At 60.3% G+C, this 21483-nt stretch carries 17 protein-coding genes and 3 pseudogenes; 11 read left to right on the forward strand and 9 right to left on the reverse strand.

Annotated elements, in window-relative coordinates; translation table 11 throughout:
- Nucleotides 1–261: 261 nt before the first annotated feature.
- Genes ACZ5YA_RS13360 through ACZ5YA_RS13370 form a run of 3 tightly spaced genes read right to left on the reverse strand, consistent with a single transcriptional unit; the run spans nucleotide 262 to nucleotide 2972 of the window.
- Nucleotides 262–1488 carry an NAD(P)/FAD-dependent oxidoreductase gene (locus ACZ5YA_RS13360; protein ID WP_063589394.1) on the reverse strand — a complete coding sequence of 409 codons (1227 nt, stop codon included), beginning with the start codon at nucleotides 1486–1488 and terminating at the stop codon, nucleotides 262–264.
- A gap of 9 nt (nucleotides 1489–1497) precedes the next feature.
- Nucleotides 1498–1815 (reverse strand): non-heme iron oxygenase ferredoxin subunit, encoded by a 318-nt coding sequence (locus tag ACZ5YA_RS13365; protein ID WP_063589393.1) that lies wholly within the window; start codon nucleotides 1813–1815, stop codon nucleotides 1498–1500.
- Nucleotides 1812–2972: an aromatic ring-hydroxylating oxygenase subunit alpha gene (locus tag ACZ5YA_RS13370; protein WP_063589392.1), complete on the reverse strand. Its 1161-nt coding sequence runs from the start codon at nucleotides 2970–2972 to the stop codon at nucleotides 1812–1814. The genes ACZ5YA_RS13365 and ACZ5YA_RS13370 overlap by 4 nt, the downstream gene beginning before the upstream one ends.
- Nucleotides 2973–3103: 131 nt before the next feature.
- On the opposite strand from ACZ5YA_RS13370, the gene ACZ5YA_RS13375 reads away from it, so the two are divergent.
- Nucleotides 3104–4414 carry a citrate/2-methylcitrate synthase gene (locus tag ACZ5YA_RS13375; protein ID WP_063589391.1) on the forward strand — a complete coding sequence of 437 codons (1311 nt, stop codon included), beginning with the start codon at nucleotides 3104–3106 and terminating at the stop codon, nucleotides 4412–4414.
- On the opposite strand, the gene ACZ5YA_RS13380 is transcribed toward ACZ5YA_RS13375, so the two are convergent.
- Nucleotides 4406–5323 (reverse strand): LysR family transcriptional regulator, encoded by a 918-nt coding sequence (locus ACZ5YA_RS13380; RefSeq protein WP_235816761.1) that lies wholly within the window; start codon nucleotides 5321–5323, stop codon nucleotides 4406–4408. The genes ACZ5YA_RS13375 and ACZ5YA_RS13380 overlap by 9 nt on opposite strands.
- 133 nt (nucleotides 5324–5456) lie before the next feature.
- Between ACZ5YA_RS13380 and ACZ5YA_RS13385 the strand changes: the two genes are divergently transcribed.
- The 6 genes and pseudogenes from ACZ5YA_RS13385 to ACZ5YA_RS13410 form a co-directional block, all read left to right on the forward strand.
- Nucleotides 5457–7025 carry an FAD-dependent monooxygenase gene (locus ACZ5YA_RS13385; RefSeq protein ID WP_464092663.1) on the forward strand — a complete coding sequence of 523 codons (1569 nt, stop codon included), beginning with the start codon at nucleotides 5457–5459 and terminating at the stop codon, nucleotides 7023–7025.
- Between the two features lie 48 nt (nucleotides 7026–7073).
- Nucleotides 7074–8078, forward strand: a complete 1005-nt coding sequence (locus ACZ5YA_RS13390) for a Bug family tripartite tricarboxylate transporter substrate binding protein (protein WP_082886977.1) — start codon at nucleotides 7074–7076, stop codon at nucleotides 8076–8078.
- A 324-nt stretch (nucleotides 8079–8402) separates the two neighbouring features.
- Nucleotides 8403–9824, forward strand: a pseudogene (locus ACZ5YA_RS13395) (IS1182 family transposase); the annotation flags it as partial.
- Between the two features lie 246 nt (nucleotides 9825–10070).
- Nucleotides 10071–10481 carry an IS3 family transposase gene (locus ACZ5YA_RS13400; RefSeq protein ID WP_425536166.1) on the forward strand — a complete coding sequence of 137 codons (411 nt, stop codon included), beginning with the start codon at nucleotides 10071–10073 and terminating at the stop codon, nucleotides 10479–10481.
- Between the two features lie 77 nt (nucleotides 10482–10558).
- Nucleotides 10559–10780 carry an integrase core domain-containing protein gene (locus ACZ5YA_RS13405; RefSeq protein ID WP_217619035.1) on the forward strand — a complete coding sequence of 74 codons (222 nt, stop codon included), beginning with the start codon at nucleotides 10559–10561 and terminating at the stop codon, nucleotides 10778–10780.
- A gap of 167 nt (nucleotides 10781–10947) precedes the next feature.
- A pseudogene (locus ACZ5YA_RS13410) lies at nucleotides 10948–11524 on the forward strand (LysR substrate-binding domain-containing protein); the annotation flags it as partial.
- Here the strand turns inward: ACZ5YA_RS13410 and ACZ5YA_RS13415 are convergent.
- Nucleotides 11407–12221: pseudogene (locus ACZ5YA_RS13415) on the reverse strand (SDR family NAD(P)-dependent oxidoreductase). The pseudogenes ACZ5YA_RS13410 and ACZ5YA_RS13415 overlap by 118 nt on opposite strands.
- Before the next feature lie 443 nt (nucleotides 12222–12664).
- Between ACZ5YA_RS13415 and ACZ5YA_RS13420 the strand changes: the two are divergent.
- The 4 genes from ACZ5YA_RS13420 to ACZ5YA_RS13435 all read left to right on the forward strand — a co-directional run bounded on the left by ACZ5YA_RS13420 (nucleotide 12665) and on the right by ACZ5YA_RS13435 (nucleotide 17611).
- On the forward strand, nucleotides 12665–14176 hold the full coding sequence (locus tag ACZ5YA_RS13420) for an aldehyde dehydrogenase family protein (protein ID WP_063589230.1): 1512 nt from the start codon (nucleotides 12665–12667) through the stop codon (nucleotides 14174–14176).
- A 16-nt stretch (nucleotides 14177–14192) separates the two neighbouring features.
- Nucleotides 14193–14720, forward strand: a complete 528-nt coding sequence (locus tag ACZ5YA_RS13425; protein WP_063589229.1) for a cupin domain-containing protein — start codon at nucleotides 14193–14195, stop codon at nucleotides 14718–14720.
- Nucleotides 14721–14773: 53 nt separating this feature from the next.
- The gene (locus tag ACZ5YA_RS13430) at nucleotides 14774–15751 is read left to right on the forward strand and encodes a tripartite tricarboxylate transporter substrate binding protein (protein WP_082886979.1); all 978 of its coding nucleotides are present in this window, start codon (nucleotides 14774–14776) and stop codon (nucleotides 15749–15751) included.
- Between the two features lie 72 nt (nucleotides 15752–15823).
- Nucleotides 15824–17611 (forward strand): thiamine pyrophosphate-binding protein, encoded by a 1788-nt coding sequence (locus tag ACZ5YA_RS13435; protein ID WP_063589227.1) that lies wholly within the window; start codon nucleotides 15824–15826, stop codon nucleotides 17609–17611.
- A 108-nt stretch (nucleotides 17612–17719) separates the two neighbouring features.
- On the opposite strand, the gene ACZ5YA_RS13440 is transcribed toward ACZ5YA_RS13435, so the two are convergent.
- The 4 genes from ACZ5YA_RS13440 to ACZ5YA_RS13455 all read right to left on the reverse strand — a co-directional run bounded on the left by ACZ5YA_RS13440 (nucleotide 17720) and on the right by ACZ5YA_RS13455 (nucleotide 21481).
- The gene (locus tag ACZ5YA_RS13440) at nucleotides 17720–18499 is read right to left on the reverse strand and encodes a sulfite exporter TauE/SafE family protein (protein WP_054505147.1); all 780 of its coding nucleotides are present in this window, start codon (nucleotides 18497–18499) and stop codon (nucleotides 17720–17722) included.
- Nucleotides 18500–18681: 182 nt separating this feature from the next.
- Nucleotides 18682–19227: a MarR family winged helix-turn-helix transcriptional regulator gene (locus ACZ5YA_RS13445; protein WP_054505148.1), complete on the reverse strand. Its 546-nt coding sequence runs from the start codon at nucleotides 19225–19227 to the stop codon at nucleotides 18682–18684.
- A gap of 74 nt (nucleotides 19228–19301) precedes the next feature.
- Nucleotides 19302–20495, reverse strand: coding sequence for a Gfo/Idh/MocA family protein (locus ACZ5YA_RS13450; protein WP_054505149.1), 1194 nt, complete (start codon nucleotides 20493–20495; stop codon nucleotides 19302–19304).
- 14 nt (nucleotides 20496–20509) lie between these two features.
- Nucleotides 20510–21481 (reverse strand): PDR/VanB family oxidoreductase, encoded by a 972-nt coding sequence (locus ACZ5YA_RS13455; RefSeq protein ID WP_054505150.1) that lies wholly within the window; start codon nucleotides 21479–21481, stop codon nucleotides 20510–20512.
- Nucleotides 21482–21483 lie beyond the last annotated feature (2 nt).

Consider the following 21483-nt stretch of genomic DNA (forward strand, 5'->3'; position numbering starts at 1 on the left):
ACAGAAGACGAAGCGCGAGGCACACATTTTTAAAAGCTGGTTAGGCTCCGTTGACCGGCAGCTTTTGATCGGAAGCTCCGCGGCATCACTGGCCGCCTACGGCCAGAAGCGGTCATCGGCGATTCTCTTTGGTGCCGTATACCTAGCGGTCTGGTCGCCAACCTCTCGAGTCTAGAAGGTGAATGAGGCCAGCACGAAATTGACGTCGCATTTCGGCACGCTCGACCTTCCCACTGATTCCTGTAGTTCACGGCGCGCATGCTACCCCTTAAATTTCTCCAGGCGGTATGCGGAGTCTTCCAGTTGGGTCGCGCTGGGAGAATTGCCTGCCAGCATCCACCGCTTCGCCAACTTGAGGTCCCGCGCAGCGTTGACGGCAATCACAGAATGAAGCCGACCATCGCGAAACTGGAAGAGGCTGAACTTGTCCCCTGTCATGTCACCCCGAACGACATAGGGCTCTTCGGCAGAGGGCAATCCGAGCACCTGCAAATTTAAATTGTATTGATCCGACCAAAACCATGGGATCTCGGCTACTGAAGCAGGTAGCCCCGCCAGGGATCGTCCCACCGCAATACCCTGGTTCTGAGCGTTCGCCCAGGACTCGAAACGAATACGCGCGCCACCTTGTGTACTTGGCCAGCCGCAGGGTTGGTTTGCCACATCACCCACCGCGTAGATATCGGGATCAGACGTGCACCCAGTTGCGTTGACCAGGATGCCATTGTCGACGTCCAGCCCGCATTCGACAGCAAGCTCAACGCCTGGCGCGAGGCCCACTCCGATCAGCACTAGGTCTACCGTCTGCCGGCCCTGGCTAGTAATGGTGTCGAGGCTCCCCTCTGAATTCCGCTCGATGGCTAAGAGTGAGCTGTTTAGCCTGATGTCGACACCGTTATCGCGATGCCTTTGCATCAGGAAATCCGAGATCACGGGCGGAACAGATCGCGCACACAAGCGCGTGTTTCCTTCCAGCAATGTCACCTGCGTGCCGAGCTGAGTGGCCGTCGCGGCGACCTCCAGACCAATCCAGCCGCCACCAAGAACAAGCAATCTGCCCCCGCCAGCTCGTTTTAGCGCGATCCGTACATTCATCGCGTCGTCCCAACTCCGCAGTGTATGGACGCCGGGGAGCGCTATGCCAGGAAAATTCGGAACGCGGGCGCGGCCCCCTGTGGCAATAACAAGCTTGTCGTAGGAGATATGGTCGCCACTGGACAAAGAAACTACCTTGCAGTGCCTGTCGATCCCAGTTGCCCGGATACCGAGCCGCAAGTCGATTCCAGCCAATTGCGCCTGCTCAACAGATAGCAGATACGCCGGTTCGCTTTCCGAACCGGCCAGTATGCTTTTGGACAATGGAGGACGCTCATAAGGTGCGAGCGCTTCTTCTCCGATCAGGGCAACCTCGGCATCAGGCATGTGCTCGCGCACGGTGCGTGCGACCCAGGCGCCGGACTGACCGGCGCCGATGACCACAGTTTTCATTTCGATTTCCTAGCGGGCCGCGGGACGCAAATAGATGACCCCGCCCTCCACCTTGATCTCATGGCAACGCAAATCCTGCGTGCAGGGAGCTCCCTTCGCCTCTCCCGTACGAATATCAAAAGTGCCTTCGTGAAGGGGGCATTCGATCAGACCGCCCTCCTGAATAAGGCCATCCGACAAGGCCGCGTCGCCATGGGTACATTGGTTATCCGTGGCGAAGACTTTGCCGTCCAGGTTGTAGAGGCAAATTTTCTGCCCATCGACCTCTATGGGTAAAGTCTCCTCGCCTTCGATATCTGCGTACGGCGCCACGTTGATCCAGCTCATGATTGCGACCCCTTCAGTGGTTCGTCCGTCATCAAGTCGATGTAATGGTTTTCCATGTGGTGCAGCGCCTCTTCCAGCGGCGCCATCGGGCCAGGCTGGAAAAATCTTGACCCCGAAGCGTTTTGCAGCGATTCAACCATCACCGCGTCCTCTGCGATGATTTGTTTGACAAAGGCTCGATACTTAGTCAGTTCTTCCTCGTAGTTGGGAATGGAGAAGGCCGCTTCGGGGAAAAGCAGATAGCAGACGACGCGTGTTTCGTTGGGCGAGATCGGCCAGACGTGCCACATGCGCAGGCTGTCCGAGCGCATGGATAGATTCAAATTGGGATAGATCCCTGCCTTGCAGGCGATGCCCGACGACTTGTCGGTTGCCCACGGCAGCGTGGGGAACACCTGCTGGCCGCTCGTGGAGTGCGGCCGAGCTTCGTACTGCGTGTGCCAGCCGCCATTGGCCTCGAGCTGAAATTTTAGCTTCTCGCCTTTAACGAAGCCGCCAAAAGTACTTTTATGAATCACACCAACGTGATAGATGTCGATGAGGTTCTCGACAAGAAATTTCCAATTGCATTTGACATCGATCTCGACCTTATCCGCGAGCTTGCACTCGCCAGACTGAAACCACCACAGTCCTTTCTCGTACGGCGCGATGTATTCCTCGAATGACATGGGACTTTCGGCGAAATTGGTGAAGATCCAGCCGCGCCAGATCTTGACCGGCAACGGCTTGAGCCGGGCGCCGCTCATGTCGACTTCGGATTCCTTCATGCCCGGTGCGGCAATTAGCTTGCCACCGACGTCGAATAGCCAGGCGTGATAGGGACAGCTGAAGTCCTTGGCGTGGCCGCACCCACTGGCAACAGCCACCCCTCGATGCAGGCACATGTTCATGCACACCTGGATTTCGTTCTCGGCCGGTCGCGAAATCAGGATGGGCTCGTTCATGACGCTGAAAGTCATGTAGTCGCCGACATTCGGAATTTCTTCGACGCGGCCGACGGAAAGCCAGTGTGTCATGAAGATGCGCTCTTTCTCCAGCGCATAGATTTCTTCGGAACTGTAGACGCCGCCGGGCAAATGGCGCGCACGCAGAAGGCTCTCGCGGGTTTTCTCGAAGCGGGGCGATAGCTCTCTCAGCTGGATGGTAGCGGTTTGCATCTGGTGTCTCCGTGGGCAGTTAATACTGTGGAGAGAAGTTTATGATTGACATCGATCAATGTATAGATCGACTATCAAATCGATATAAAATTACGCGACAATGACCCCAATATTTGAAGAGGAAACTGCCCATGGGTAAGCCGCACCAGTCTTCAGACGATGCCGTCGCGCTCACTCCCGGAGAATCCGGCCGCCGCGTCAACGACGTGGACTATGTGCGCCGTGACGAAGCCCTAGCCATGTTGGGAATCAAGAAGGAATCGCTTTACACATATGTCAGCCGTGGCCTGATCAAGACGCTGACCGAGCCCGGACGGCGCACCAGCCTGTATCGCAAATCCGATCTAGAGAAGCTCAGTACCCGCGTCGGCGCCAAGGGCGGCGGCGCGCCAGTGGCTCAGTCGCTGCGTTATGGCGAACCGGTAGTGCAGACTTCTATTTGCGAAATCAGCACGGCAGGGCCGAGGTACCGCGGGCAGCCAGCCACCACCTTGGCCCGGGAAGGCCGTTCGCTGGAATACGTGGCGGACCTTTTGTGGGGCGGTCTGCCGCCGGCGCGCGATCGTCCGTGGCCAGTCATGGAAGATGAATCGGCCGAGATGCGGGGCAAACTGGTTTCGATGCCGCAGCAGGCCGACGCCTTTTCGCCAATCCGTGTCCTGGCGATGGCAGCGCTGCAACTCAGCGCGCTGGAGGCCGCTGGCGACGCTCGCGGCCACGGCGATGCACGCGTGAGCGGATTGCGGCTGATCAACGCCTTTTCCGGAATATCCGGATACTTTGGGCCGGACCACGCTTACGCTACCGTGATTGCCGACGAATTCGTGGCGTGGCGCGTGCTGCGTGGCTTCGGCCTGGCCGGGCGGCCTGACGCGGACCAATTGCTTGCGGCGATCAACGCTGCCCTGGTGCTCAGTGTGGACAACGAACTGTCGGCTCCCACCTTTTGCGCACGTATCAGTTCTTCCACCGGCGTCGACATGTACGCCTGCGTGGCCTCAGCACTGATGGCCCAGGCCGGCCCCATGCAGGCTGGCGGCATGATGGATCTGGAGCAGTATTTGGCCGAGGTGTTGTGCGCCGACCGTCCGATGGCGTACACGGGAGTGCCGTGCTTCGGCCATCCCTTATACGATCGTGACCCTCGAGCCGAGCTGCTGCTGGAGATGGTGCGCGACCTGTCGGGCGCGGCGGCGACGCGGGAGCGGCTACTCGAATTCGTCGACGCGGTGCATCGCAGAACCGGCGCCTACCCCAATTTGTTCGCCGCATTGGTGATTTTGGCGCACGTACTAGGCCTGCCTGCGGGCGCGGCGGTGTATCTGCACTGCCTCGGCCGAACCGCCGGCTGGGTGGCCCATGCAGCTGAGCAACGGCTGTCCGGCGTCATGCTTCGCCCGCGCGCGCGATACGTGGGCGCGCGTCCGGCTGGCTCATTCTAGGATTTGCCCGGAAATTAGCTGGCGCAGCCATTTGTGTGCCGCGTCGGTATGCGCGCGACGATGCCAAAACTGTCGCACGCGCGCCTTAGGCATTCTAAAGGGCAGCGGATAGGCCTCCAGCCCTTCCATGCCTTTAACTGCGTTGCCCGGCACCGTGGCGATCAAGTCCGATTGCAGGACGATAGCAGCGCAGCGGTGGTAGTGCGTGACGGTGAGCTTCACGTCGCGTCGCTGCCGGCGGCCAGACAGCGCTTCTTCCACCAGGGCATCAGTGCTGCCCGCGGTGGACACCACATGCTGCTGGGAGAGGTAGAGCGCCAACGTGAGCCTGCCCCCCAGGCCTGGGTGGCCCTTGCGCGCGATGCAGCAATACCGGTCGTCGAACAGATGCTGCTGGTAGAAGCCGGTATGTAAGAAGCTGATGTTGCCGATTGCCAGGTCGGCTTGGCCGCTTCGCAAGGCCGGGGCATAGTCGGCCTGGGGGATGCGCGAGGCTTCAATGCTCACTCCCGGCGCGACGGCCGCCAGGGCACGCATAAGCCGTGGCAGCACCACCATCTCGCCGACGTCGGACATGAGCAGGTGGAACGTGCGGCTGCTAGAGGCTGGACGAAAATCGCCGACATGCTCGAAGCAGGTCTCAATGCCGGTCAGAGCGGTCTCAAGCGGCGCAAATAAGCTATTGGCGAGGGCGGTGGGCTCCATCGCGCGGCCCGAGCGCGTAAATAGGGGGTCATTGCACTGTTCGCGCAAACGGCGCAGTGCATTGCTCATAGCCGGCTGAGTCAGGCCGATGGCGGTGGCAGCGAGCGAAACGCTGCGCAGTCGATACACCATCACAAACACCCGCAATAGGTTCAAGTCGAAATTCTTGATATTCATGGCATGAATTGAGGAACGTTCGATCATTGATTTGACCATAGCCAGGCCGCACCGCGAACATCCAGGCTATGCGTACTTTGATCGAAAGGTAGGAGTCATGTCGGAAGCAATAGAGGAAGTACCGGTCTTGATCGTGGGCGGCGGACCCGTCGGCTTGGCCATGAGCATCGACCTAGCGCGGCGCGGTGTGCACTCAGTGTTGCTGGAGCAGGGTGACGGCACGATCGAGCATCCCCGCACCGGGCTAGTGGCGATACGCACAATGGAGGCATTTCGCATGTGGGATATCGCCCGTCAGGTGCGGGACTGCGGTTTTCCGGAGGACTACAACCTGTCGATGGTGTTCTGCACTTCGCTGAATGGCCTGCTGCTGGACCGCGAACCATATCCTTCCATGCGCGACAGCCCCACGCCGCCCGAGACACCCGAGAAGAAGCAGCGCTGCCCCCAGTTATGGCTACAGCCCATACTCACCGAAGCCGCGTTAGCCAGTCCGGAGGCCCGCATCCTGTTCGAGCACCGTTTCCTGCGCCTGGAGCAACACGGCGAAGCGGTATCAGTCGCCGCAGTCGACACGCGTACTGGCGCGACGAAATCATTCCGCGCACGTTATGTGCTCGGGTGCGATGGCGCCACCAGTCAGGTTCGCGAGCAACTAGGTATAGCTTTGCAGGGCCGGTTGCTGAGCTATTCGGTCAATATCCTCATCCGGGCTGTAGCACTGGCCGACCGGCACGTAATGGGACAAGCCGAGCGCTACATGTTCGTCGGTCCCGACGGCATGTGGGGAAACCTCACAGTCGTGGACGGCGCTGACATTTGGCGCCTAACAGTGCTGGGTTCGGAGGAAAAGATGGACCTGGCGTCGTTTGACGCCGAGTCCTGGGTGCGGCGGGCGCTAGGTGGCCCGGGCGCGCCCGAGATAGAGTTTGAGGTCCTCTCGGTCACGCCGTGGCGGCGCAGCGAGATGCTGGCCGACAGTTATGGCCACGGGCGCGTATTCCTTGTGGGCGATTCGGCACACACTATGTCGCCGACCGGGGGAATGGGGATGAACACCGGCATACAAGAGGTGCTGGACTTGGGCTGGAAGCTGCAAGGGATGCTGCAAGGCTGGGGTGGTCAAAATCTGCTGCGAAGCTATGAACTCGAGCGCCGCCCGATCGCGCAGCGCAACATCAGCTTTTCCACGCAGAACTTTCGCGCCTGGCAAGACACGCCCGATCCCAGCGCCGTATGCGACGACACGCCTGCGGGCGCACGCACCCGCGCGGCACTGGGCCGGAGGCTGCGCGATTCAACGCGAGTCGAGTGGGAGTCGATGGGGCTGCAGATCGGCCACCGGTACGAGCAGTCACCAATATGCGTTCCAGATGGCACAGCGCCCGTGCCTGACGACTTCCGGATCTTCGTACCTAATGCACGTCCCGGAGCCCGAGCTCCTCATGCATGGCTGAAGGATGGGCGGTCGACCCTAGATCTGTACGGCGAGTCGTTCGTGCTGCTCGATTTCGGCGGGGATAAATCTCCAGATGTGCATACTCTGCTAGCCGCGGCGCAGCGCGCGCGCGTGCCGCTGCGACGAGTGATCCTGGATGAACCGGAGGTAGAGCGCCTGTACGCAGCCAAGCTCGTACTGGTGCGGCCCGACGGGCACGTCGCGTGGCGGGGGGGGGGGGCAGTCGGCGACGCCCGGCTCATCATTGATGTAGTGCGGGGCGCCACCTGAGGGTCGGTGATTCCGCAAAAACACGACAAAATAGCGAAGGAGACAAAAATGAATCAATCCACCAAGCGAAAATTCTTGCGCACCGCACTCTGTGGCCTAGTTGCCGGGTTGTGTCTGCCTACATCGGCGGCGCACGCCGCAGACGAGGGTTATCCGAGCCGGCCCATCAAGTTCGTAGTGCCGTATACCGCCGGCGGTAGCAACGATGTGGTGGGCCGTGTGCTCGCGCAAAAATTGTCCACGTACTGGGGGGTGCCCATCATCGTAGAGAACAGGCCAGGCGCGGGCGGCAACCTGGGCGCGGCGCAGGTCGCACGTTCCGCGCCGGACGGCTATACGTTCCTGGTCACGCCAAATAACCTGCTGACGATGAATCCGTATATCTATAAGAAGACCGGCGTGGGCTACGACCCGATCAAAGATTTCGCTCCGGTGTCGCTAATGGCGACTGGACCGATCCTACTGGCGACCAATGCCAAATTGCCGGTAAATTCTGTGAAGGATCTGATCGCATATGCCAAGGCAAATCCGGGAAAGTTGAGTTATGCGTCCGCCGGCATCGGGACGCCGCATCATCTGAGCGCCGAGTTGTTCAAGTCGCTGACCGGCATCGAGATGGTGCACGTGCCATACAAAGGGGCGGTGCCGGCGATCAGCGACCTGACTGCAGGCCGCGTAGATGTCATGTTTGGGATTCCCAACAGCCTGATGCCCTTCGTAAAAACCGGCCAACTGAAGGCATTGGCAGTCAGTGGCCTAAAGCCCTCCTCACTGCTGCCGGAGCTGCCTACCGTAGACGCGTCCGGCGTGCCCGGCTTCGACTCCTCGCTGTGGATCGGCCTCAGCACGGCGGCCGGCACACCTTCGGCGGTGATCACCAAGGTTACCCAGGGAATTGCGCAGGCCATGCACGATCCTGAGGTGAAAGCTAGTCTAGAGGCGCAGGGGCTTTCTCCGGTTTCGAGCACGCCGCAGGAACTCGAGGCGCTGATCCAGCACGATGCGGCGCGGTGGTCCAAGTTGATCGATGAGCGCCAGCTGACCGCGGATTGATACTTCAACACTTTCGATCTTCTCATTTCGAAGGGCTGGTATTTCATGGGAAAAAGCGCTTTTTGGTCTTGGGAACCGCCGAAGCTCCAACTAACCTTAAACGTAGGCCGGTCTGCATCTATCGAGATTGTGCAGTTGTGCCGGGGCGGCGGATTCGTCCAGCGCGGCAATTGAGCGTAACGAGTTGGCGCAAAGGTCTTCAAACAGCCTCGGCCGGAAGCGGACTACCGTAGTCGTCAGCTTCCGGCCGAGGCTGTGTGAAAACTCTTTGACGCCGCGACGGTGATCTAGATCGAGTTTGGTATCTCGATCCCGGGAGTCGACATGCCCCGATTCATCGAAGGTCAGGACCGGCAGCTGGTGGCGTTGATCCCGGAATGCCTGGATGACTTCATCGCCGACGACAACCCGGTGCGCATAATCGACGCATTCTTCGACGAGCTCAACCTGGAATCGCTGGGATTTGAGAAGGCGGCGCCAGCAGCTACCGGGCGCCCGTCGTATCACCCGGCCGTGCTGCTGAAGATTTACATCTACGGCTACCTAATTCGGGGCCAGTCCAGTCGTCGACTCGAGCGAGAGTGCCAACGCAATGTCGAACTGATGTGGCTGGTCGGCCGTGTGGCGCCAGACTTCAAGACCATCGCGGATTTTCGCCGTGACAATGGGTCGGGCATTCGCAACGTTTGCCGGCGGTTTGTTGCCGTATGCCGAGATCTCAAGCTATTCAGGCAAGCCGTGATTGCCGTTGATGGAAGCAAGTTCAAGGCAGTCAACACGCGCGACAAGAACTTCACGGCTGCCCAGATAGACAAACGTCAGCAGCAGATTGAGGAGAGCATCCACCGCTATCTGGCGGTGCTCGACACCGCGGACCGAACGCAACCTGTCGAAATCGAGGCCAGGACCAATCGGCTCAACGACAAGATCGAGCTCCTGCGCAAGCAAATGCACGCGCCGGATGACGTCAAGGAGAAGCTCAAAGATAGTCCAGACGGTCAACTGTCGGTGACTGACCCGGATGCCCGCTCGATGACTACCAGTGGCCGGGCTCGGGGATGGTCGGCTACAACGTACAGATGGTGGTCGAAGCCAAGCACCATCTGATCGTCGCGCACGAAGTGACGAACCGAGGACATGACAGGGACTCCTTGGCATCGATGACACACGCCGCGCGGGAGGCGATGGACAAGAAGCGACTGCGTGCGATTGCCGATCGTGGCTACTACAGCGCGCCTCAGATCAAGGCATGTGCAGAGACAGGTATTGATGTGATCTTGCCCAAGCCGACGACTTCCAATGCCAAGGCCGAAGGCCGCGTCGACCGTTCGGTCTTCATATACATCGCGAAGGGCGGTGAGTACCAGTGCCCTGCGGGCCAGCGAGCCACCGGGTTACGCGGGAGGAGAATGGTCTTCAATTGCGGCGCTACTGGAGTAGTGCCTGCCCACAATGCGCTATGAAGGAGCGATGCACACCTAGCGCGTATCGGCGCATCAGTCGATGGGAACATGAGGCCGTGTTTGAGGCGGCGCAGCGCCGTCTAGACCGACTGCCAGAAGCGATGAAGGTGCGGCGGCGCACGGTGGAACATGTGTTCATCGCGTTCAATCATTGGATGGCGATACACACTTCCTAACTGGTCGCTTGGACAATGTGAGCACGGAAATGAGCTTGAATGTACCGGCCTATAACCTCAAGCGGGTCATGCGCATCCTAGGCTTCCAGCAAACGATAAAAGCGATGCTGCCGATGGGGGCTCCCTTCATGTCCAATGACGCACTTCATATCGTATCCGCGCCGCTCAAACGGCCTTTAGGGAGTCTTGCGCCGAAAGATCGAAGTGAAGACTGGAGTTACCAAGGTTCTGTGGACAAGAGTAGTATCTGAACCGATCGGGGATGATCTATGTCTGCGAGCAAGACGCCAAGCAAAGTTAGGCGAGCGTATAAGTTCATTGAAGCCCACAGCGATGAGTACAGCATTTCGGCTATGTGCCGGGTTTTGGGCGTGGCGCGTGCTGGCTATTACGCTTGGCTAAGTAATCCAATCTCTGATCGGACACAGGAGGACGTTCGGCTTCTCCGTCTGATTCGTGCCTCTTTCTCGGCTAGCCATGGCATCTACGGCGCTCCCCGCGTCCTGCAAGACTTGCGAGAGCGCGGAGAGACGTGCAGTAAGCATCAAGTGGCGCGACTCATGAGAGAGAACGGCTTGCGGGCGTTGCATGGATATCGCACAAGACATATTCCGGCACCCAAGCCATCACCGCTCATCCCCAACCTGTTGCAGCGAAAATTTACCGTTTCGAAGCCCAACGAGGCCTGGGTGACAGACATCACCTACATTCGAACGTGGCAAGGTTGGCTTTACTTGGCCGTCGGCGTCCTCGGGGCACGCTGATCCATTCAGACCAAGGCACTCAGTACGGCAGTGATGTTTGGCGGCGCTTCTGCAAAGTAAATCACCTTGAACCGAGCATGAGTAGGCGGGGAAACTGTTGGGACAACGCTGTAGCCGAGTCCTTCTTTAGCAGCTTGAAGAAGGAGCACATCAAACGGCATATCTACTCCGACCGAGACGCTGCCCGTTCGAGCTTGGCGGAATACATTGATGATTTCTACAATTCCGTGCGACGACACAGCTACCTCGGCGAAGTTAGTCCGAACGAATTTGAGTCTGCGCATAGCAAGCGGAAATAAGGTGTCCACAGAATCCTGGTACCTCCACCGTCCCAAGTTGTTGCGATCCAGGTGAACTCGCTGTGGTCGTTAGGGCGAGAGGAGTTTCCACACAGCCTCGGCCAGAAGCAGACATTAGGGGCAGAACTGTCATTGAGAGTTACGCTGTCGAATGTGCCGCCAGATGCCCGGGCACAAAGCTCGAATTCGACGAGAATTACGGATTCCGGGACATCGTGGCCGACCGTTACGACGCCGGCTTGCGCATGGGCAAGACCACCGACAAGGACATGATCGCCGTGCCTAGCGGCCCACCGCTGCGCCTAGCCGCGGTGGGATCGCCGGAGTATTTTGCGTCCCGTCCCACGCCAAGGTGCCAGGGCCTCATGCAGCAAGCCTGCATTAACCAGTGGATGCGAAGTTCGGGCGACCTGTAGTCTGGGATTTCGAGCGCCGTGGCCAACACGTCGACGTCCGCGTGGACGGCCGTTGATCGTCAACACCACGCAGCCCCAGATCGATGCGACCGGGCCCGGACTGGGCCTGCCGCTGCTGCCGGACGATGAGCTGATGCCTTACCCAGGATCAGGCCGGCTGGTCCGGGTGCTGGAGGACTGGTGTCCCAGTTTCGAGGGCCATCACCTCTACTATCCCAGCCGGAGACAGCCGTCACCGGCGTTTTCGCTGGTGGTGTGCGCGTTACGGGCAACCAAGCTTCTGAGCAGGCCTGCCGCCAGAAAGCCGCCATCGACCGCGAGCGTCTGACCCGTGATGTACGCCGTATGTTCACCGCACAGAAACGCCACCGCTTCCGCGACCTCATCCGCTTCGCCATAGCGCCGGGCGGGAATCGTGCGCAGGGACTCCGCCCGCGTATCGGCAGGATGATGCGCGCGCTTGAAGGGGGTATCGATAGGCCCGGGAGCGACACAGCTTGCGGTAATCCCTGCGCCGGCCAGCTCGTGGCGATCTGCCGGGTCAAGGCGCCCAACACGGCCTTCGGCGTGCCATAGGCCGCCCGGTAGACACTCGCCCGGTCGCCACCGATTGACGTGATGTTCACGATCCAGCCCCAGGCGCGCTGTTTCATCAGGCGAAGCGCCTTTTGGCAAGCCAGCATGGGACCATTCAGGTTGACCGCCATCACCTGCTGCCACCGATGCACGGGATAGTCCTCGAAAGCGCCTGGATGGGCGATGCCGGCATTGTTGACCAGGATGTCGCACCGTCCAAACTGAGCGTTGACCGCATCAAACAAACTCCTGATGCTGGCCGGGTCACTCGCGTCAAACCTGATCGCGCTCGCATGAGCGAGGTTCGCCGCAACCTCGCTGGCCGCCGGGCCGTCCAGATCCCCGATGAAGACATGATGGCCGCCCGACTCCAGCCGCCGGGCGGTTGCCGCCCCGATCCCTTTCGCCCCACCAGTCACCACCGCGACATGCCTGGCGACACCCTTCACCAGGGCCCCTCGCGCCAATCACAGGTGAGATCGCGGGCCTACCGGCGCGGGCGCGCACAGCGGCCAAAGGGGAGACACTCGGCAAATACCATGGCCACGATTCAAACGGGAGTCGTACCGGCCTGAACGGTGACGCATCCGCAAGCGAAATGTCCACGGTATGTACGTGAAGGCCGTAGGGCATCTACCAGTATCCTTTTCATTAGCGATCTAAGTATTCTGATTGAAGCCCGCAAAGACGGGCCGGCCCTTTCCGTTGCTCACGATCAGGAGACATCCCATGTGCCCGCCCAGCGCCCGGCCTCCCTAGCTGCCGTCCATCATCAAGATCCGGCGTTACGGATCGACCATCGTGAGCCCTCAGCGCTCAACAGCACAAGAATCCCTACCTGTCCCGAAAAGGAATGGCAAGGGACGAGCTCGTCTTTGAAAGAGGAAGCTTGATGAACTCTGATTCACCCAATGTTGCGCAGGAAATACCAGGCCTGAACGCAGCGATGCCTTCGAACTTCGATCTCTATTACGGGGGATCGTGGCATCGCCCAGCGCACGCGTGCTACTCCGTTATTCGTAATCCCGCGACAGGGGGGAAGATCTGTGACGTCGCGCAAGGGTCGACCGCGGATGTGGAGAGCGCGATTACCGCCGCGCATGCCGGTTTCCTGGCCTGGAAGTCCATCCGCCCCCTGGAACGCGCCAAGTCGATTCGCGCCTTTGCCCAACGTCTTCGGGAGAACGCCAAGGAACTTGCGCTGATAGACGCAGCGACGGGGGGAAATCCGTGGCGCGATTTGATCATGGACGTTGAAATTGCCGCATCGCAACTTGACTTCTTTGCCGGATTGGTAACTGAGATGAAGGGGCATTCTGTGCCCATGGGGCCAGGCGAATTTTCGTTTTCGGTGCGTGAGCCTTTGGGCATTGTTGCCCGCATCATTCCCTTCAATCATCCCCTCATGTTCTCCGCTGGCAAGGCAGCCGCCCCGCTCGCAGCCGGGAATTCGCTGATCATCAAGCCGCCGGAGCAGGCGCCCGTTTCTGCGCTGCGACTCGCAGAGCTGTCCGAGGGCCTGTTTCCCGCCGGCGTATTCAATGTGATACCTGGCGGAAAGGACGTAGGAGCGGAATTGGCGTCGGACCCGCGCGTTGCCGCCGTTGCGGTCATAGGGAGCGTCGCAACGGGGATCGCTGTGGGCCGGGCCGCCGCCGAGACCGTAAAGCCCGTACTGCTGGAGCTTGGGGGAAAGAATGCGCTGATCGCATACCCCGACGTCGACCCTGCCACGGTCGCATCCGCGGTCGTCGCAGGGATGAATTTTTCCTGGTGCGGTCAATCCTGCGGCTCGACGAGCCGAGCGTTCATTCACGCCGACATCTACGACGAAGTAAGCCGGCTCCTCATCGACCACTGCCAGGCGTTTGTCCCCGGTATCCCGACGGACCCAGCCACCACCATGGGCTGCATCATCAGCCGTGCGCAATACGATCGCATCCGCCAATACATCGAGCTTGGGAAACAGGAAGGAGCGCGTCTGCTGTGTGGCGGCAAGCCGCCCGCGGATCCTCGGCTTCAAGGCGGCTTCTTCCTGGAGCCCACCGTATTCGTGGACGTCAAGCAGGACATGCGCATCGCGTCCGAAGAAATCTTCGGCCCGGTTCTATCAGTGCTCAAGTGGGAAGACGAGGACGCGATGCTGCAGGACGTGAACGCCCTGCCCGTTGGCCTCACCTGTTCGATCTGGACCCATGACCTGCGGCACGCCCAGCACTGCATCGCGACTGTCGAGGCTGGCTACGTGTGGGTCAACGAAACGTCGAAGCACTTCCTTGGCACCCCGTTTGGCGGTCACAAGCAGTCCGGCCTGGGACGAGAGGAATGCCTTGAAGAACTGCTGAGCTTCTCCAAGGAGAAGAACGTCTACCTGAAGGCGGTGCCCAGCCATCGGGCCGCGTAACCCCTGGAGAGTGTCGATGAAAACCCCTGAAGAAACCAGAAGCCGGCCCGTCGCTCCTATCGTTAACAGCGCCGATGACTGGCGAGCCGAAATTCTGCGGCTTGCCCAGAAAAAGACGCCGAGCTTCTTCCATCTGACCGCCCCGCTTCCCTCAACGGGCCGTACCAATCAGGTGCTCGGCGCCACTGACATGCTGAGCGTCGTCCTCAAGACGTACGCCGAGGGTGGCGAAAACGAATTGCACGCCCATCCCAACGAAGACCACGTGTTTGTTGTGCTGCAGGGGGGGGCGCGGTTCGAAGGACCCGCTGGAGAGGTGCACGAGGCGCGGCGTTACGACTGCGTCCTGCTGCCCGCCGGGAGCTTCTACAAATTCCAGGCGTTCGACGATGAAGCGTTGGTCCTGCTTCGAATCGGCACGGCCGTTTCGCCGGACGTGGACGTCCTGCAGCGTATTGGAATGGACGGCCGCCCTTTCGATGGCTATTCGGCAGAGAACAACGAGATTCCACCAACCTTTATGGCAGGGCGTTACTTCGCCTGATTGGCGCAGACCGAAAAAAACATAAAGGCTCCATGCGAGCCGAGGAGGAAGACATGAAAATCACTATCGCGTCCGTGCTCTGCGCGCTCTGTGCCTCATTTGCCGCAACGCCCGCTGCTGCCACAGGGCAGTACCCTGAGAAGGCCGTGAAAATGGTCATTCCGTTCACGCCCGGCGGCAGCAACGACGTCCTTGCCCGCGTCATCGCCCAGGAGCTCAGCGCAAATTGGGAACAGCCCGTCATCGCTGAAAACAAGCCTGGGGCCGCCGGCAACATCGGCGCCGAATTCGTCGCCAGGTCTCAGGCAGACGGGTACACGCTGCTCATCGCCGCCAACAACGTGATGTCCGTGAATCCTGTCATGTACCGGCAGAATTTCGATCCGGCCAAGGACTTTGCCCCGATCACCTTGCTTGGGACGGTTCCCGTTGTGTTGGTCGTCAACCCCTCGGTCCCGGCAAAATCGCTGCAGGAACTCGTCTCGTACGCCAAGGCGCACCCCGGCAAATTGAATTACGCCTCCTCGGGAGCCGGGTCTCCCCAGCACCTCTCGGCCGAACTATTCAACAGCGTCGTCGGCATAAGCATGACGCACATCCCCTACAAGGGCGCGGCCCCCGCCACCGCCGATCTTCTGGCGGGCCAGGTCCACGTGCTGTTTGCGCCGTTGAACTCGGTCCTGCCCCACATTCAAGCCGGTAAGCTTCGGGCGCTCGCGCTCGGAAGCAAGGATCGTTCAGCCTTGCTGCCGGGCGTTCCCACCATCGCCGAAAGCGGATATCCGAGCTACGAAAGCGACATATGGGTGGGTCTGGCTGCCCCTGCCGGCACGCCCGCCGGAATTCTGCAGAAGATCAATCAAGACACCCGCGCGGTCCTGACGAAGCCCAGCGTGCAAAAGTCACTGTCCGAACAAGGCATCGAAGCTAAGACAAGCACACCCGAGGAATTTCGCGAACTTGCGGCACAAGACCTCAAGCGCTGGGGCCAAGTCATCAAGCAAGCGGGAATCTCGGCGGAAAGCCGCTAAGCCTTCCTGCGTTTCCGCCAGAGCACCGCCCGTGCCTGCGCACCCGATCAAGATCATCAATGTGAGTTCGATATGAGCAAGGACTACCCTCGTCGCGATGTGCCCGTGCCCTCTCCGTCTGAAAGTGGATGCTGGGGAAGCGACGTCATCGCCGACGCGATTCGAGACGTCGGCATCCGCTATCTCTTCGTCAACCCGGGCGCAAGCTTTCGTGGGCTGCACGATAGTCTGGTGAACCACCTGGGCAACCACCAGCCGCAAATGCTACTGGTATTGCATGAGGAGCACGGCGTCGCCATGGCGCACGGCTATGCCAAAGTGACGGGAGATCTGTGCGGCGCCATTGTTCACAGCAACGTCGGCCTGATGCACGCATCAATGGCCATCTTCAATGCCTGGGCGGACCGCACCCCGGTCCTCGTACTGGGAGCGACCGGCCCCGTAGACGCAGCGAAACGCCGTCCCTGGATCGACTGGATACACACTGCGCAGGACCAGGGCGCGTTGGTTCGTCATTTCGTCAAATGGGATGCGCAGCCGGCATCGCCCAAAGCCGCGCAGGAGGCGATCGCCAGGGCGGTGATGATGTCGAACACGGCGCCGCAAGGCCCCACCTACGTCTGCTTCGACGCGGCGCTACAGGAAGCGCCGGTCAATGACCGGCTGCCTCGGCTGGACCGGACCCGCTACCCCCAGCCCGCGGGCGGGCGGCCGCTGGCGCGGGACGTGCGCCAAGTAATGGAATGGGTCCGGGCCGCGCGGCGACCCGTCGTCCTCATGGGGCGAGTCTCTCGAAAAACCGCCGACTGGGAGCAGCGCGTGCGGCTCGTGGAAAGCTGGGGGGCCTTGGTCTTGACCGATCTGAAACTTGGCGCTGCCTTTCCCACCTCGCACGGCGCACATGCCGCCGCCCCTGGGTTCTTTCTCTCTCACCAGGCCGCGGAGACACTTAGGCAAGCCGACCTGATCATCAGCCTGGACTGGCTCGACCTGGCAGGGACACTGGGCCAGGCCTTTGGCGACGCTGCATGCCATGCTCGCGTCGTCCACGTGTCTTTGGATCAGTACGTCCACAACGGCTGGTCCATGGATCACCAGGCCCTGCCCCAGACAGATCTCACCCTCTTGTGCGACCCTGACACCTTCGTGGCGTCGGTAGTCGAAAACCCTGATTTTTCCCAAGCGGAAAAACGGCCCTCCTCCAGCGAGCGCCCATATCCGCGCAGCCAGATTTCAAAGTCGGACACGATTTCCATCGCTCAGCTTGCCGCCGATGTCGAGGCGGCCGCCGCTGAGCTGGACATGAGCCTGATCCGCCTGCCGCTGGGATGGTCCGGCGACCTTTGCGACTTCGACCACCCGCTCGACTATCTTGGCTACGACGGCGGCGGCGGAATCGGGTCAGGGCCAGGCATGGCGGTAGGCGCAGCGCTGGGGCTCAAGGACTCCGGCCGGCTTCCCGTCGCGATCATCGGCGACGGCGACTACCTCATGGGGGTGTCCGCACTCTGGACCGCCGCCAACGCCAGAATTCCATTACTGATAATCGTCGCCAACAATCGATCCTTCTTCAACGACGAATTGCACCAGGAACGCGTCGCGCGGGATCGCAGCCGGCCTATCGAGAACCGGTGGATCGGGCAACGCATCGATGATCCTGCGCCTGATCTGGCAGGGCTGGCCCGCGCGCAAGGCCTTACCGGCTTTGGCCCTGTCTCCGAGCCGGCGGAATTGGTGGGCGTCTTGCGCAACGCCGTGGAAATCGTGCGCGCCGGGGGTAGCGTCGTCGTCGATGTCCACGTGACACCGGGATACAGCCCGGCAATGTCATCGGGCATGACACGGTCGCACGACGATTAGCCGCAGATATCCTGGCAGGCTGCGGCCGGCCTGCCGCAGCCCCCCTGCATCGGTAAAGCAGCGCCACAGATAGGGGAGCCCGCGCGAGGACATCGCAGGGCGGATTGCTCAAGCCCCCTTGGAAACCAGCAGCACCGCCACCGAAGCCAGGAAGCCCAGCAATACTCGTCGAAAGGCCTCTTCGCTGAGGAACGCGCGCATTCGCCGGCCCATGATCATTCCCAGCGCCATCGGCGCAAGAGCCAGCGACGACATCGACGTCTCGACCAAACCAAGGCGACCGTAGTAGGCAAGCGCAAGGTAAAGCGGAATCATCCCGAACAGGTAGATGATGCTGATGCTGCCCACGAACTCGTCCCGCGGTAGCTTGAGCGCGAGCAAGTACGTGATGATGAAAGGGCCTGTCATGGACGACAGTCCGCCCATCATGCCCGCCAGGACGCCCACCCCAATTCCAAGCGGAAGCTCCCGTTCAGGCGGTATCGAACCCTGCGGCTTGTACATCATCAGTACCACCGCACAGATGACCGACGCGGCCACAAGCACACTCAAGACCTCGGTGGGAAGCGCGAGCGACAACCGGACGGATACCACCGTGCTCACCAGCAGGCTCAGCGACAGCCATTTGAAACGCATGGCATACCCTACTGGCTTGTCGGCCTGCCACGCCTGCCAAAGATTGGAGATGAGCACGGGAACCACCAGCAGGCTGATCGCTGTGGGCGGCGGCAGCACTAGCGACAATAGCGGCACCGCGACGAGCGGCAGCCCTACCCCCAGGGTTCCCTTGACGACGCCTGCCCCAAAAAAAGCAAGTCCGGCAAATCCCAGAAGCGCAAGCTCTGGGATCCCTGCGAAAGTCCACGGCACCTGGGACAGCAAGTCCATTTTTGTCTCATCCATTGTTTGCGCCAACACCAGGAACGCCAAGCGGCGCTGGGTTGACCATGAACGAGAATATTAGAGATCTAACTTTATTGCAACAGCGATGCACGCCGCAGCACTCGGGCTGGACGAGATCAATCCAGCCCAAACACCTTGCCTGGGCGCGTGGATCGATTAGCGGCGGCTCACTCGGCCGATGATATCCGGCGGGACAGCTCCCGGGTCGAGGGTACCTTGCGCTCGGCGTTCTCGAGGGCGGCTTCGTCTTCCGCCAGGTTGGTAATGATTGCGAGTAGCACTTTGCGCGTGGTCTTTATTTCGACCTCGGTCAGGCCGCGTGTGCCGATCGCGTTGATTTCTTCCGCAAGCGGTACCAGCTTCTTCTTGAGCGCGCGGCCGTTTCGCGTCAGGAAGATATGGATGTTCTTGTTGTTCCCCGGCAGATGTTTACGTTCGACATAACCGAGCGACTCCATCGCCTTCATCGCGGAGAACGTTGTTGGTTCCATTACCCCAGCCTGCTCACTCAGCTCCCGCTGAGTCAGGCCATCCTCCTCCCAGAGGATTCGCAGGAAGGTCCAGTGACCGAACGACACGTTGTAGTCTGACAAGCGGACTTGCAGGCCCCGGACAAGAGCGCGCGTGGCATCCTTAATCAGGTGTGCAAGCCTATCGTCTGGAACAGCCTCGCGCCAGTGGTCAAGGACTGTCCTGGTTTCTTTCGAAGTCATTGGCTATAAGAAGTTTCGTGTACTTAGATGGCTAAAAATGATACCCGAAACGGTCTTAAGCCGGCTGTCACAGATCAAACGTCGCGCATAACCCCGGATAAGACGACATCTCTCGACACTCGGGACGACTCGATCATGGCAAGGCAGATCTCCAGCGTGCGCCGGGCCCATTCCCCTCCGTGCAAGCATGGCTGCCCGGCATGAACGGCGGCATAGAGTTCGTCGATGACCTCGGCTCTTGGAACCAGGGGAGGCTCGATGTCGATGAGGTATTTCTTGTCGTCTTCGTAGACGTAGATACCATCCGGAAGCGGCCGAAGATCCGCTTTATCGCACGACACGACGAAGGGTCCGAAGTGTTGATGGCGCGCCACGCTGGGCGCCTGCCGGTTGGGCGGCGTATAGGCGCTCCCGCCATATGTGCCCGCATTTTTGAGCGCGGACTCCTCCGCGGGGCCTGCAATTGACTTCAACCGCCGCCGGGCCGCGCCATAGTCTTCCGACGACTTGGGCAACCCCATTTCGCCGGTCCACCCCATCCATTCATCGGAGTCGAAATGGCCATACCCGTTGTAATTCAATGCCGCGTATGCACCGCCGTGAAACCACATCAACGCGCTGTAGGCCCCTTCCGTTGGGCGGCTTTCGTCCCAGTTACCCAGGGCGCTGCGCACGCGCTCAGGCTCCTGGCACGCCAACAACCGCACAATGTCGACCTGGTGCGCGGCCTGGCTGAACACTGCCCCGCCTCCCTGTTCCGTCCGTAGTTCCTCCGGCCTGCGCGGCCGACAGATATAGTCCGTGAAGTTCAGGGCATGGATCATGCGGACGGCGCCGAATCTCCCTGATTGCACCAGTTCCCGCGCTCTCAGATAAGGCGTGTCAAAGCTGTGGCAGTGACCGATGAGCAGATGGACGCCGGCCCGCGCGCAGGCGTCGATCATGGCATCACATTCGGCCAGGCTTAGCGCCATCGGCTTTTCCACCAGGACATGCTTTCCATGATCGGCGGCAATCTGTGTATGCCGCGCGTGAAACTGATGCGGGCTGGCGATGTATATGACTTCGACCTTGGGGTCAGCGGCCAGCGCTTCCACCGCCTCGTAGGCAGGCCGGGAGAAATCTCGGCTGAACTGATCCCTGGCCGCCGCGCGCGGGTCGCACCCTGCGACGAGTTCGACCCGGGAATCCGCAAGGAACGTGGGAAGCATCAACGAAAACGCCCGCCCCAGGCCGACCACGCCGATACGCAATTTTCCGTTTTTCATGATTGGGGGTTCGGCTACAGATCGAGGACCAGCTTTTCGCACGTGGCTCGGGAAACGCAAACCATGATCTGGGACTCTTGCTCTTCTGGAAGCAACACCATATCGCGATGGTCTGCCGTTCCTTCGAGCATCCGCGTCCGACAGGACCCGCACGTCCCGCTTTCGCACGAATAGCCGACACGCACGTCCGCAGCCTGCAATACCGACAGTATCGACTTGCCCACGGGCACTTCAAGAGTTTTGTTCGACTTGGCGAGATCCACCAAGAACGGCTTGTCTTCAGGCCGCTTTCCCCCGCCCTCTAAGAAACTCTCAAAATGGATCCGCTTGGGCGACCAATGACCCGACATATCGCGCACGGCTTCCATCAGACCCCTCGGCCCGCAGCAATATACGTGCCCTCGGTTCGGCTTCTCGAGGATTGGCCATAGGTCGAAGCAGGCGTCCGGATTGCCGAGGTCGTGGTGTATCTTGACATTCGAACGGTACCGGTCCGAGCCCAACTCCCCGAGGAACGCCGTTGTCTCCGCAGCTTGGCTCAAGTAGTACAGCTTCCAAGGCGCGGGAGGGAGCTCGCCGAAGGATCGGATCATTGACAAGATGGGCGTGATTCCTATGCCCCCGGCAATGAACGTCAGCGATCCCGGATTGTCGACCAAAGGAAAGGCGTTATCGGGCGGCGCGACCAAAACGGTATCGCCCTCTTTCGCCTCATCGACCATGCTGACCGACCCTCCTCTACCCTGCGCCTCTCGCTTCACGGTAATGACATAGCGCTGGCGTTCGGAGGGATCGTTACACAACGAATATTTCCGCCACTCTCCGTTGGGGACTTGAATTTTGATATGCGAACCCGCCGAAAATTCTGGTAGGCCGGTTCCATCTTCGCGTCCGAGTTCGAATGAACGTATGCCTTTTGCGGCCTGGTGCGTAGCAAGAATTTTCAGCGACATCAATGTCGCATTATCGGTCGTGGGATCTGCCATGA

Source organism: Achromobacter sp. JCM 18799, from assembly GCF_055395645.1.